At 61.7% G+C, this 12,364-nt stretch carries 11 protein-coding genes; 5 read left to right on the forward strand and 6 right to left on the reverse strand.

Annotation, left to right across the window (positions count from 1 at the left end; genetic code table 11):
- Nucleotides 1-15: 15 nt before the first annotated feature.
- Nucleotides 16-900, reverse strand: coding sequence for a DMT family transporter (locus ACR3E6_RS09960; protein ID WP_210092782.1), 885 nt, complete (start codon nt 898-900; stop codon nt 16-18).
- A 273-nt stretch (nt 901-1,173) separates the two neighbouring features.
- On the opposite strand from ACR3E6_RS09960, the gene ACR3E6_RS09965 reads away from it, so the two are divergent.
- The gene (locus ACR3E6_RS09965) at nt 1,174-2,361 is read left to right on the forward strand and encodes an aspartate aminotransferase family protein (RefSeq protein ID WP_209546957.1); all 1,188 of its coding nucleotides are present in this window, start codon (nt 1,174-1,176) and stop codon (nt 2,359-2,361) included.
- 76 nt (nt 2,362-2,437) lie between these two features.
- The gene (gene argF / locus ACR3E6_RS09970; protein WP_171724400.1) at nt 2,438-3,364 is read left to right on the forward strand and encodes an ornithine carbamoyltransferase; all 927 of its coding nucleotides are present in this window, start codon (nt 2,438-2,440) and stop codon (nt 3,362-3,364) included.
- On the opposite strand, the gene ACR3E6_RS09975 is transcribed toward argF, so the two are convergent.
- The gene (locus tag ACR3E6_RS09975) at nt 3,361-3,957 is read right to left on the reverse strand and encodes a ferric reductase-like transmembrane domain-containing protein (protein ID WP_480488120.1); all 597 of its coding nucleotides are present in this window, start codon (nt 3,955-3,957) and stop codon (nt 3,361-3,363) included. The genes argF and ACR3E6_RS09975 overlap by 4 nt on opposite strands.
- Before the next feature lie 8 nt (nt 3,958-3,965).
- Nucleotides 3,966-4,454: a twin-arginine translocation pathway signal gene (locus ACR3E6_RS09980; protein WP_480486960.1), complete on the reverse strand. Its 489-nt coding sequence runs from the start codon at nt 4,452-4,454 to the stop codon at nt 3,966-3,968.
- Nucleotides 4,455-4,670: 216 nt separating this feature from the next.
- On the opposite strand from ACR3E6_RS09980, the gene ACR3E6_RS09985 reads away from it, so the two are divergent.
- The 3 genes from ACR3E6_RS09985 (at nt 4,671) to ACR3E6_RS09995 (ending at nt 7,640) form a co-directional block, all read left to right on the forward strand.
- Nucleotides 4,671-5,504, forward strand: coding sequence for a phytanoyl-CoA dioxygenase family protein (locus ACR3E6_RS09985; RefSeq protein ID WP_171638208.1), 834 nt, complete (start codon nt 4,671-4,673; stop codon nt 5,502-5,504).
- 119 nt (nt 5,505-5,623) lie between these two features.
- Nucleotides 5,624-6,586, forward strand: a complete 963-nt coding sequence (locus tag ACR3E6_RS09990; RefSeq protein ID WP_171638206.1) for a pirin family protein — start codon at nt 5,624-5,626, stop codon at nt 6,584-6,586.
- Between the two features lie 79 nt (nt 6,587-6,665).
- Nucleotides 6,666-7,640: a 2-dehydropantoate 2-reductase gene (locus tag ACR3E6_RS09995; RefSeq protein ID WP_480486962.1), complete on the forward strand. Its 975-nt coding sequence runs from the start codon at nt 6,666-6,668 to the stop codon at nt 7,638-7,640.
- Between the two features lie 9 nt (nt 7,641-7,649).
- On the opposite strand, the gene ACR3E6_RS10000 is transcribed toward ACR3E6_RS09995, so the two are convergent.
- From ACR3E6_RS10000 to hrpB, 3 genes are all read right to left on the reverse strand, one after another.
- Nucleotides 7,650-9,125 (reverse strand): inorganic phosphate transporter, encoded by a 1,476-nt coding sequence (locus ACR3E6_RS10000; RefSeq protein WP_480486964.1) that lies wholly within the window; start codon nt 9,123-9,125, stop codon nt 7,650-7,652.
- An 89-nt stretch (nt 9,126-9,214) separates the two neighbouring features.
- Nucleotides 9,215-9,673 (reverse strand): NUDIX hydrolase, encoded by a 459-nt coding sequence (locus ACR3E6_RS10005; protein WP_171724395.1) that lies wholly within the window; start codon nt 9,671-9,673, stop codon nt 9,215-9,217.
- Between the two features lie 167 nt (nt 9,674-9,840).
- A complete protein-coding gene (gene hrpB, locus ACR3E6_RS10010; protein ID WP_480486966.1) occupies nt 9,841-12,315 on the reverse strand; it encodes an ATP-dependent helicase HrpB in 2,475 nt (824 codons plus the stop codon).
- Nucleotides 12,316-12,364: the final 49 nt, after the last annotated feature.

The raw sequence follows: 12,364 nt of genomic DNA on the forward strand, positions 1-12,364 counted from the left end.
GTGCAGGGCAGGCTCTCAGACGCGGCGCCGCACCGCTTCTCGCCAGACCAGGATCAGCCCACCGGCCAGAATGGTCGCAGACCCGATCAGACTGATCCAGTCGGGGATTACATCAAAGACCGCCAAGTCGTAAAGGGCGGCAAAGATCAGCGTGGCATAGCTGATCGGGGCCACAAAGGATGCATCCGCCCGCGCCATGCCGTTGACGAAACAGGCCTGCGCACAGGCCATCAGAACGCCGATCCCCACCAATGCCGCCCACTGCTGCGGGGTCGGCATCTGAAAGACGAAGCTGACGGCCAAAGTGGCGATCAGCAAACCCATCGCGTTATTGATCAGCAGGATCTGCATCGGTGGCTCGCGCCCGGACAATTTTTTGATGAAAATCAGCTCCATCCCGATCAGCGCAGCCGCCGCCAGCGCCAGAAGCGCGGCAGGCTGAAAGCTGGCGGGGGTCGGGCGCAGCAGGATCAACGCGCCCGTCAAGGCGACAGCCGCCGCCAGCCAGCGCCAAGGACCAACCCGCTCGTGCAGCAGAGGAATGGCCAGCACCATACCAAAGACAGGGTTCAGAAAGGATATGGCCGTCGCATCCGCCATCGGAATGAAGGCAACCGACGCGAACATCAATGTCACCCCCGCCCAGCCAAAACTGGTCCGCCCGACGTGAAGCCCCCAATGGGGCCGCACCAACCGGGGCCGCAAAGCTGCAACCGCCAGCACGATCGCCAGCAGGGCAAACAGAAACCGCCCGTGACTGATCTGCATGGCGTGCAAGGACGGGCCCAACGCATCCGTCCCGAGCGCCTTTGCCAGCAGCGTCGTCGCGGCGATAAAGGCGGTGGCGACAAAAATCAGCGCAGCGGCAAGAGGTGGATTGTGGTGCTTGGGTTGGAACATGGCCAAGCGGTGCGCCGTTGCACAGGCTTTGGCAAGGGCAAAATTCGATCCCTGCAAAATACTGGCTTCCCAACCTGTGCAAGCATCGCTATACGGTCGGCCATGATCAAACATGTGCATATCCAACTGCTCCGACGCCGACGCATCTTTGCGTAACCGGCCTGTTTGATCTCGTGTGCCCGACAAATCGGCACAGACCTCACCAAAATTGTTGACGAACAGGGCCTTCGTGTATCACTCACGAGGCTCATACTACCTGAAAAGGATGATCCCATGATCCCGTCCGTTCTGCCGACCTATAACCGTGCGCCCCTGACCTTCGTGAAGGGTGAAGGCGCCTGGCTGACCGAGGCGGATGGCCGACGTTTCCTGGACCTCGGCGCAGGGATCGCCGTGAACGCGCTGGGCCATGCCCATCCGGCATTGGTGGCCGCGCTGACTGACCAGGCCCATGCGCTGTGGCATGTCTCGAACCTGTACAACATTCCTCAGCAACAGGCGTTGGCTGACAAGCTGGTGGAAAACAGTTTTGCCGATACGGTTTTCTTCACGAACTCCGGCACGGAATCCTGCGAACTGGCCGTAAAAATGGCCCGCAAGTATTTCTATGACAAGGATCAGCCCGAGCGGGTCGAGATCATCACTTTCGACGGTTCGTTCCACGGCCGGTCGTCAGCCGGCATCGCCGCTGCCGGGTCCGAGAAAATGACCAAGGGCTTCGGCCCGCTGCTGCCGGGTTTCGTGCATGTGGCCTTCGGCGATCTGGACGGCGTGACCGACGCCATCACCGACAGGACCGCCGCGATCCTGATCGAACCCATCCAAGGCGAGGGCGGTATTCGCCCGGTGCCGGACGCCGAACTCAAGGCGCTGCGCCAGATCTGCGACGACAACGGGCTGCTGCTGATCCTTGATGAAGTCCAGTGCGGCGTTGGCCGGACAGGCAAGCTCTTTGCCCATGAATGGGCTGGGATCACCCCTGATATCATGATGGTCGCCAAGGGCATCGGCGGCGGCTTCCCTCTGGGCGCAGTCCTGGCCACCGAAGACGCGGCCAGCGGCATGACAGCAGGCACCCATGGTTCGACCTATGGCGGCAACCCGCTGGGCTGCGCGGTGGGCTGCGCGGTGATCGATCATGTGGCAACACCCGCCTTTTTGGAAAGCGTCAACCGCAAGGCGGGCCTGCTGCGCCAAAAGCTCGAAGCCCTGATCGCAGATCACCCCGACGTGTTCGAAGAGGTGCGCGGATCAGGCCTGATGCTCGGCCTCAAGTGCAAGCCTGCCAATATCGACGTGGTCAACGCAGGTTATGACAACCTCGTCATCACCGTTCCCGCCGCCGACAACGTGATCCGCCTGTTACCGCCTCTCACTCTGACCGAGGACGATATCGCTCAGGCCATGATCCGCCTCGACAAGGCGGCCCGGCAGATCGAGACCCAACTCCAAACCGCCTGATTTTCATCTTTTCCCAAATACTCCGGGGGTCCAGGGGCAGCGCCCCCGGCAACCGACAGCCAGGAAACGAACCGACATGAACCATTTTCTCGACATCCACAAAACCGATGCTACCGCGCTTCGGTCCATGATCGATCAGGCGGGCGCGATGAAACAGGCGCGTCTGGGCCGTCCCAAGGCCGCCCCTGATGACGAACAACCGCTGAAAGACCGCATGGTCGCGCTGATCTTCGAAAAGCCCTCGACCCGGACGCGCGTGTCCTTTGATGTGGGCGTGCGCCAGATGGGCGGCCAGACCATGGTGCTGTCGGGCAAGGACATGCAGCTGGGTCACGGCGAAACCATTGCCGATACTGCCCGCGTGCTGTCGCGTTATGTCGACATGATCATGATCCGCACCTTTGATGAAACCATCCTGACCGAAATGGCCGAATATTCCGACGTGCCCGTCATCAACGGTCTGACCGACCGCACCCATCCCTGCCAGATCATGGCCGATGTTTTGACGTTCGAGGAACACCGTGGCCCTATCGCGGGCAAGAAAGTGGTCTGGACCGGCGACGGCAACAATGTCTGCGCTTCCTTCCTGCACGCCGCCGGTCAATTCGGATTCGATCTGACCTTCACCGGCCCCGCTCAGCTTGACCCGGAAGAGGAGTTCATGGGGTTTGCCCGCCAGAAAGGTTCGAAAATCGTGATCGAAAGGGATCCGCACAAAGCGGTGGAAGGCGCGGACCTCGTCGTCGCGGACACCTGGGTTTCGATGCATGATTCCCAGTCGGCCAAAGAGCGCCGCCACAACATGCTGCGTCCATATCAGGTCAATGCTGAACTCATGTCGCATGCCAAACCGGATGCGCTGTTCATGCATTGCCTGCCGGCCCACCGCGAGGAAGAAGCGACCTCCGAGGTCATGGACGGCCCGAACTCGGTCATTTTTGATGAGGCCGAAAACCGTCTGCATGCACAAAAGGCGGTGATGCGCTGGTGCCTGGGCGTCTAAGGGCGTCGACGGATATCCCACACTTTCAATTTGGCGAGCGTGCTTGCGCTCGCCAAGAGGACCAGTGCGCAAAGCGCTGTTTTGGTTACGATCTCCATCGTGCCTTCGATCAGCATGGCGTGAACAAGGCTGCCGACAATCGTCACCCCGGCCAGTGCGGTGTGGCTCAGCCGCCAAAAACGAAAACGCAGGCGCAGACGTTTGCGGAAGACCCCTAACATGGCCACCCCGAAAGCGGTCCACATGGCAATGACACCCCAGGCCGAGAACGGCGTTGGCGATGCGAACAACAATGCATCCACCACATCCGGCGGGCTGGTAAGCCACAACCCCGCGACATGGACAACAATCGCCAGCACAAGGGTCAGGCCGATCCAGCGGTGAATGTGGCGGCTCATCACTGCGGACAGGCCCGGAAGGTATCTTCCGGCCAGAAGCGGTTGCAGCAGCAGCAGGCCCAAGCTCAGAATTCCGGCAAACCCGGCGAGGATATAGGCTGGATCGCGCCAGGCAAGATACGGGCTGCCTGCCGCAGCGATCAGGGGAACGGCAAGGGCGGCGATCAGGGTCGCCCAAATGGCACCGGTTCGGATCACCGGGATCAGAGCGGTTGCAACACGAAATGCGCAGCCAGTGTCTTGTCTTTGGAACTGGACATCACAGGCCGCAGGAACACGGTTTCGAACGCGCCGCTGTCATAGGCCAGATGCCCGTGCGGTTGACCGAATGCAGGAACGATCTGCGGCATTTCCAGGCGGAATTCACCCTTTTCATCCGTCAAGGTCGCTCCATGGCTTTGCGGGTCACGCTCGTGCCCTTCTGTGGTATGGGCCCAGATCTGTATGCGCTGGCCGGGCAGGGGGGCGCCATCGCCCGCCCGTCGTACGGTGCCGGTCATCCAGAACCCGCCGCCACCGATCCGGTCCACGATTGGCGCGCCGGGGCGATAGTTGTTCGATCCGCCCCGCATCGAAGGCGTCGGCGCAATCCCGGCTGCGCGGGCAGGCACCCAAAGCCCCGCGGCCCCGGTTGCCAACACGGCAACACCTTGGGTGAACAGGGAACGGCGGGACATCAACGCATCTGTCATCCAGAAACCTCCAATACGCGATCCACTTTTGTCAGTCTGCGGCTTCCATCTGAAACATAGCATGTTTCGTTCAAAATCCGAGGCCGTGCGCGGTTGGATCCCCGCGTCCTCACGGTTCTGTGAGTGATTCCGGGTCGTCGAAACGAATCTCTTTGACCTCTGGCGGTGCCTGGTGCGATGCTCGGGGCCACCGAACCACATCGGGATGATTTTTCCATGACGACAGCAGATATGGTCACACAGGAAGACATTGCCGCCTTCCAACGCGATGGTGCTGTTGTTCTGCGGTCGAAATTCTCATCCGACTGGTTGTCATTGCTGCGCGCAGGTATCGACGCCGACCTTGACACGCCGACGGATAATTTCACCCGTCATACCAAGGATCCGAACGCCCCGGGCTATTACGAAGACTACTGGGCCTGGAACAAAATCCCGCAATTCAACGAATTCGTTCACAAGTCGCCCTGCGCTCCGCTTGCCGCCGGGTTGCTGGGGGTGCCATCCATCAACCTTGTCATGGACAACTGGTTCCTGCGCGAGGCCGGCTCGACCTCGCGCCCGCCCTTCCATCAGGACCTGTCTTACTTCGACTTCGAAGGCGCGATGTGTGTCCTTTGGCTGCCGCTGGAACCCGTGACCAAGGAAAACGGCATCGCATTCGTGAAGGGTTCACACCTATGGGACAAGCTGTTCATGCGGGTGCGGTTTGTCGATGGACATCCCAGCTATGAGCCCACCGAAGTCGCCGGGCTGACCTATCATCCGCCACCCGATGTCAATGCCGACCCCGGCGCGTATGAGTTGCTGCAATGGGATCTGGAGCTTGGGGATTGTATCTTTTTCGACATGCGAACGCTGCATGGCGGGTTGTCCTCGACCACGCCGTCGGAAACGGTGCGGCGCTTCACCCTTCGCATGACGGCACCTGATGGTGTCATCCGGTATCGCGGCGACTGGGCCAAGGATGAGCGCGCGCAGTTCGAGGCGGCAGGCTATGGCGAGGGGGATAGGATTGACGGGCCGTTTTTCCCGCAACTCTGGCCGCGTTGATCGGAACGGCGTCGCACTTAATCTGTGCGATTGTGCACTTTATGGGCTGCTTCGCGTGGCTATTTCTTACCTGAGTGAACGCGGGTGGCCTGACCATCCGCAACGAAGGGAGAGCTGAAATGAGTTGGAACCCGACACACAATCCGGAGTGCATTTCGGAGAATCCGGCGCTGGACACATTAATCATCCCGCGTGCCCGTGACCTGGGAGGGTTCGAGGTGCGCCGCGCGCTGCCTTCGGTAAAACGACAGTTGGTAGGCCCTTTCATATTTTTCGATCAAATGGGGCCGGCTGAATTCATCACCGAAGGCGGCATCGACGTGCGCCCCCACCCCCATATCGGACTGGGCACGGTTACCTATCTGTACCAGGGCGAATTCGAGCACCGTGACAGCCTTGGCACACATCAGATGATCTATCCCGGCGAGGTCAACTGGATGGTTGCAGGGCGTGGTGTCACCCATTCCGAGCGCACCAGTGACGAAACACGCGGCAGGAAACACAGCCTGTTCGGCATTCAGACCTGGATTGCTTTGCCCGAAGCGCATGAGGATATGGCCCCAGATTTCGAACATCACAAACAGGCCGCGTTGCCGCATATTCAGGATGCAGGCGTCAGCGCCCGGTTGATCCTGGGTTCGGCTTATGGTGAAACCAGCCCGGTCACGATGCTGTCCGAAACCTTCTATCTCGACGTGCAATTGGAACCCGGCGCGTCTTTCCCTCTGCCTGACGACCACGAAGATCGCGGTGTCTATGTTACGCAAGGTTCGGTCGAAATCGCGGGCGACAGGTTTGACGAGGGCCGCATGATGGTGTTCCGGCCCGGGGACAAGCTGTCTGTCAAGGCCGGTGCATTGGGCGCACGGCTGATGCTGCTGGGCGGAGCGACCCTGAATGAAGACCGCTACATCTGGTGGAATTTCGTTTCGTCTTCGAAGGAAAAGATCGAAACCGCAACCCGTGAGTGGAAAAGCGCCGATTGGGCCAATGGAGCATTTCAACTGCCTCCGGGCGACGATCAGGAATTTATCCCTATTTCCAAAGAGCTTGAGCGCACCAAACCCCGGCTGGCCCGCTAGCGCGTGACGTCGGGGGCAAGCGGGCTTGTGTCACAGGACGTTTGCGGTGATCCTTTTCGGGTGTACCGGAGGGGGTATCATGAATCTTGTCCTTGCAGGCGCGGGCAGCATTGGCTGTTACTGTGGTGCTTTGCTGGCCCGTGCGGGCCACGCTGTAACCCTGCTGGGTCGCGCCCATGTGCTGGACCCGATCCGAGAGCACGGGCTGAAGGTCACTGACTTTGATGGCCTTGACGTCACGATTCCGACCGGGGGCCTGACGCTCAGCGAAGATCCGGCCTGTCTGGATCAGGCCGAACTGGTCATCGTCACCGTCAAATCGGGCGCAACCGCAGACATGGCCGAGCAAATTGAGCGCTTTACGCGGCAGGATGCCCCGATCCTGTCCTGGCAAAACGGTATCGAAGCTGCCGCAACATTGCGTGAGGCCTTGCCGGGGCGCGATGTGCGTGCGGGTATGGTTCCGTTCAACGTGGTGCCAAACGGCCCTGCCACCTATCATCGGGCCACGTCCGGAGAGATCGTCATCCAAAGCGGCACCGGTGATCTGGCCGCGCAGCTGAGCAGCGCAGACCTTCCCGTAAAGTCCAGCGACCAGATCGAAGCCCTGCAATGGGGCAAGCTGGTGATCAACCTGAACAATGCGCTTAATGCCTTGTCGGGCCTCACGTTGGTGGATCAGCTGATGAACCGCGACTGGCGCAATCTCATGGCGGATCAGATGTCCGAGGCGCTGACCGTCCTCAAGGCGGCGGGTCATCCCGTGGCCTCGACCACACCGCTTCCGGCATGGATGACCCCGCATATTCTGCGGCTGCCGACACCGCTGTTCACCCGCATCGCGGCCCGGATGCTGACAATCGACCCCAGCGCGCGAACGTCCATGGCCTATGACCTCATGGCCGAGCGGCAAACGGAAATTGACAGCCTGCAAGGTCACATCATCCGGATGGGTCACGAAACCGGAGTGCCAACACCCATCTGCACGCAGGTGTCCGACCTGATCAAGCATGCACCCGATCACCCGTTGTCGCCGGAACAGATCAGGCTCTGACGGTCTCCCTCAGGCGAACGCGGTCAACACCCAGTAAATGACGGCCGACATGGTTGCGGCGGCGGGCACAGTGACTACCCACGCGGCCACGATGGTCATGAAATGCGACCGCCGTACCAGCTTGCGACGGCGGTATTCTTCCGGGGCAAGGTGATGTTCTGTGCGGTGACGCTTTCCCTGTTTGCGCCGGCGCTCGGAATCCCACTCTCGGTAGAAGCCGACGCCAAAGACTGCACCAACGGCGATATGGGTCGAACTGACCGGCAGGCCAAGCCAGCTGGCCAGAATTACGGTGATCGCCGCCGACAGGGCGACGCAAAAGGCGCGTATCGGGTTCAGCTTGGTGATCTGGCGGCCCACCATCCGGATCAGCCTGGGGCCGAACAGAAACAGACCGAAGGAAATCCCGAACGCTCCGATGATCATCACCCAAAGCGGGATTGGAACTTTCGCGGCGAACTCTCCGAATTCGGCCGCATGGACAATCGCGGCCAGCGGGCCGACCGCATTGGCCACGTCATTTGCGCCGTGGGCAAAGCTCAGGAACGTGGCCGAGATCACAAGCGGCAGGCCGAACAGCGTCTTCAGCGACCGGGTTCGGTTCTCCATCCCTTCGGATCTGCGCTTGACCCACGGGACGGTCACGGACCAGGTCAGCAGCCCCACGCCCAACCCGATCAACAGGGCCATTTCCGGATCGATATGCACGATCCGTTGCAGGCCTTTGACGGACAGATAGGTGGCAAAGGCCCCCGCCATCACCGCCAAAAGGACAGGTACCCATTTGCGCGCGGCGGCGATCTTGTCGTCCTGATTCTGGATTTTCGACTTGATCAGCGCCAGAAAAGCCGCGGCAACCGCACCCCCGAGCATCGGCGAAATCACCCAGCTGGCTGCAATTGCACTCATCGTGCCCCAGTTCACCGCGCTCAGGCCCGCTGCTGCAATGCCCGCACCCATCACCCCGCCCACGACTGAATGCGTTGTGGACACAGGGGCGCCAATCCAGGTCGCCAGGTTGACCCACATGGCCGAAGATATCAGCGCTGCCATCATGGCCCAGATGAACACCTCGCTGTTTTGCACCGAGGCGGGATCGACAATCCCCTTCGAGATGGTCGAGACCACGTCACCCCCCGCAAGCAACGCACCTGCGCTTTCGGCGATGGCGGCAATCACGATGGCGCCGCCCATGGTCAGCACATTCGCGCCGACCGCTGGCCCCATGTTGTTGGCCACGTCATTGGCACCGACATTGATCGCCATATAGGCCCCGAACGCGGCCGCCGCGACCACGACATGGCTGCCATCCGCCCGACCGAACAGGACCGCCGCCGTCAGCCCGGCAAGCGCCATGAAGGCCAGTGCGACCCCCGGTGCCAGCAGGTGGCGCGCGACATGGATGTTGGCGGTTTCGACCCGCGAAATTCGGTGCAGGTCGCTGTCCAACGTTTGCCAGCGTGGTTTCGGATTCGTGTCAGACATGAACTTGGTCAGATATTGTAGGATCGTGCGCCACTAACGGTATCCGGATGCTCAGGCAAGCTGGGTGCCATCGAAACGTTGCGAATTCCTTACAGTCTGCGCAACAAGGCCTGAAGCTCGGGCTCTTGCACCAGAGTGGCCGCTTCAACCGGCGAAAACCAGCTGCGCTCGCGCTGATCGGCCTCGGGAAAGTCATCCGCCAGCGCGCGCACCGAAATCCTGTAGACATTGGTCAATACCGGTTGCGCTGATCCGTTTTTGAGGATCTTGTCATAGGTGAATTGGCCGACGGGTTCATCGTGAACTGCATCCGCGCGCACTCCGGCCTCTTCCCAGGCCTCCTGAAGGGCTGTTTCCGCGCCACTCAAACCATCGATGGGCCAGCCTTTCGGGATGATCCAGCGTTTGGTGTCACGGCTGGTGATCAGCAGAACCTGATCGTGCCCGTCATAAACGCGGGTGCATAACGCCGCAAACTGCACCCGTCGGGGGCGCAGGAACAGCGGTCGCCCGACCTCTTCCCAGATATTTTGCAGCCATGCATTCATCAGTTTTTTTGTCAGTCTACTCTATGACTTCAAAGTTGATACGACTTAACAACGGAAATGGTGAGTTTCAATTAAACCTTCCAGTTTTGGCCGGGTTTGGCCGATTCTTGAGGGTTTTCTGGGTTGTTTTGTGGATTTTGGGCAAGGCTCGGGCTTTGCTGACGGCACTAGTCACGTCTGCGTTTTGCCCTCAGCGTGGGATCAGCCTGGGTCGGGTCTTCGGGCCAGGGGTGTTTGGGGTATTGCGCCCTCATGTCCTTGCGTACATCCGCGTAAGAGCCCGCCCAGAAACCGGGCAGGTCACGCGTTATCTGGATCGGGCGCTGCGCCGGTGACAGCAGAGTGATCTTCAAAGGCTGGCCGCCGATCGCCGGGTGTCGGGTCACGCCAAACACTTCCTGCAAACGGACCGAGATTTCCGGTACGGCCGCGCTGTAATCAATTGGCACCTTGCGCCCCAGCGGCGTTTCAAATGACCCCGGAGCGCGCCGGTCCAGTTCCTGCGTCTGCGCCCAGTCCAGCCGGGCGCGCAGGGCGGGCAAAAGATCGAATTTCTTCCAGTCTTCGGCGCTTTTGACCCCTGACAGCATGGGCAGCAACCAGTCTTCCATATCGGCCATCAGGCCTGCGACCGAAAAATCGGGCAGATCGACGCCATCGGCGCGCACCAGTTCGACACGGGCGGCCAGGCGCGCGGCGGCACCCTCCAGCCGCAGGCCCAGATCGCGTATCCCATCCAGCATCGCGCGGGCCACAGCGTCGTCCGGGACGTCCTTCCAGATGCGGTCGTCCAATGTGATCGCACCGAACCGCTCTTGCCGCCGCGACACGACGCGCCGCTCGCGTTTGGACCAGGCGCAGGTCTCGACCCAGCCGATCTGATCCGCGAACAGATCGCGGATGTCGCGTTCCGAAATCTGGGTGGCCATCCGGACCTTCGCCTCGCTCGGGTTGCCATCCGTGTCGATGACGACCAGAAACGAAGCGTTGGCCAGTGAATCCGCACTGTCCAGAACAACACCTTTCCCCCCTGACAGCACATAGCGCGGCGCGTCGCCCTTGCGCCGCTGCCCGATGCGGTCAGGATAGGCCAGCGCGGCCATGGCGGCGGGGCTCAGATCGGGCGAGTCGCCCTTGGCCTGTTTTCGCAGCCGTCTGGCCTCGGCATTGATCCGATCCACTGCGCCCATGTTGACCTGCCAGACCCTGTTGCGCTGAAAGGCCCGGGGGTCGCGCAGCGCCTCTTGCCGCAGGGTGATATCCACCGGCGCGCCGCGAAGGGGGTCACGCTCGGCCATCAAGGCCGCCAACGGGGCGGCGTTCGGACCGGCCCGCACAAGCATGTGCCCCAGCCGGGGATGCAAGGGCAGTGCCGCCAGGGCGCGCCCATGATCGGTAATCCGCCCATTGGTATCGAGTGCGCCCAGCATTGTCAGCAAAGCCCGCGCCTCGGCCATCGTCCCCTCGGGAGGTGGAGTCAGAAAGGCCAGATCGGCCGCGTCAGCGCCCCACAGGGACAGCTCCAGCGCCAGCCCAGTCAGATCCGCCGCTTCGATCTCGGCAGGCGGGTAGGCGGCCAGCGCACCGTCTTCCCCCTTCGACCAGAGCCGGTAACACACCCCTTCGGCCACCCGTCCGGCCCGGCCCGCGCGCTGTGTGGCCTCGGCCCGGGTCACCCGTTCGGTCACCAGCCGGGACATGCCCGATCCCGGATCGAACCGAGCCCGCCGGGCCTGTCCCATATCCACCACGATCTTGATGTCGGGGATCGTCAGCGAAGTTTCGGCAATCGACGTCGCCAGCACGACTTTGCGCCCTTGTTCCACCGGGGCAATCGCGGCACGCTGGGCTGCAAAGGGCATGGCCCCGAATAACGGGCGCACCACGCATCTGTCGGGCAACCGACCGTTCAAAAGGCTTTCAGCGCGTCGGATCTCACCCTCTCCCGGCAGGAAAACCAGAATTCCGCCGCCGGACTTCCGGGTCTCACGCTCGGCCTGCACCACCAGATCGATCAACGCATCCAACCGTCGCGCTTGCGGCCCCAATGGCCGATCCAGCCAGCGCGTCTCAACCGGAAAGCTGCGCCCGTCCGATGTGACCAGAGGGGCCGCCATCAACGCGCCGACCGGATCCGCATCCAGCGTGGCTGACATGGCCAGCAGGATCAGATCGTCCCGCAATGCGTCGGTCACTTCGAGGCACAAGGCCAGCCCCAGATCGGCGTTCAGAGACCGTTCGTGGAATTCATCGAAAATCACTGCGCCAATTCCCGGCAGATCCGGGTTGGATTGCAGCATCCGGGTCAGGATGCCTTCGGTCACCACCTCGATCCGGGTGTCTTTCGACACTTTCGCCTCGCCGCGCACACGGTATCCCACGGTCTGCCCTGCGCGCTCTCCCAGGGTCTCGGCCATCCGCTCGGCAGCGGCCCGGGCCGCCAGCCGCCGGGGCTCCAGCATCACGATCCTGCCTTCGCACAAACCCGCCTCGAGCATTGCCAGGGGAACCCGCGTGGTCTTGCCCGCCCCCGGTGGGGCCTGCAATACCGCGCGGCCCTGCGCGCACAATCTGTGCAGCAGTTCGGGAATGGCGTCGTCGATGGGCAGGCGTATCGTCATCCGGTTCTTATCCGCGATCATGCTGGTGTCGTCCAGTTCTCGCGCCGCGCACGTTCTGGTGACACCGGGG

It is taken from the genome of Ruegeria sp. AL3 (assembly GCF_056536065.1).

Excerpts from the sequence above, each read along its gene's own strand:
- ACR3E6_RS09960 (WP_210092782.1), bottom strand. The coding sequence starts at position 900 with ATGTTCCAACCCAAGCACCACAATCCACCTCTTGCCGCTGCGCTGATT.
- ACR3E6_RS09965 (WP_209546957.1), top strand. The coding sequence starts at position 1,174 with ATGATCCCGTCCGTTCTGCCGACCTATAACCGTGCGCCCCTGACCTTC.
- argF (WP_171724400.1), top strand. The coding sequence starts at position 2,438 with ATGAACCATTTTCTCGACATCCACAAAACCGATGCTACCGCGCTTCGG.
- ACR3E6_RS09980 (WP_480486960.1), bottom strand. The coding sequence starts at position 4,454 with ATGACAGATGCGTTGATGTCCCGCCGTTCCCTGTTCACCCAAGGTGTT.
- ACR3E6_RS09985 (WP_171638208.1), top strand. The coding sequence starts at position 4,671 with ATGACGACAGCAGATATGGTCACACAGGAAGACATTGCCGCCTTCCAA.
- ACR3E6_RS09990 (WP_171638206.1), top strand. The coding sequence starts at position 5,624 with ATGAGTTGGAACCCGACACACAATCCGGAGTGCATTTCGGAGAATCCG.
- ACR3E6_RS09995 (WP_480486962.1), top strand. The coding sequence starts at position 6,666 with ATGAATCTTGTCCTTGCAGGCGCGGGCAGCATTGGCTGTTACTGTGGT.
- ACR3E6_RS10000 (WP_480486964.1), bottom strand. The coding sequence starts at position 9,125 with ATGTCTGACACGAATCCGAAACCACGCTGGCAAACGTTGGACAGCGAC.
- ACR3E6_RS10005 (WP_171724395.1), bottom strand. The coding sequence starts at position 9,673 with ATGAATGCATGGCTGCAAAATATCTGGGAAGAGGTCGGGCGACCGCTG.
- hrpB (WP_480486966.1), bottom strand. The coding sequence starts at position 12,315 with ATGATCGCGGATAAGAACCGGATGACGATACGCCTGCCCATCGACGAC.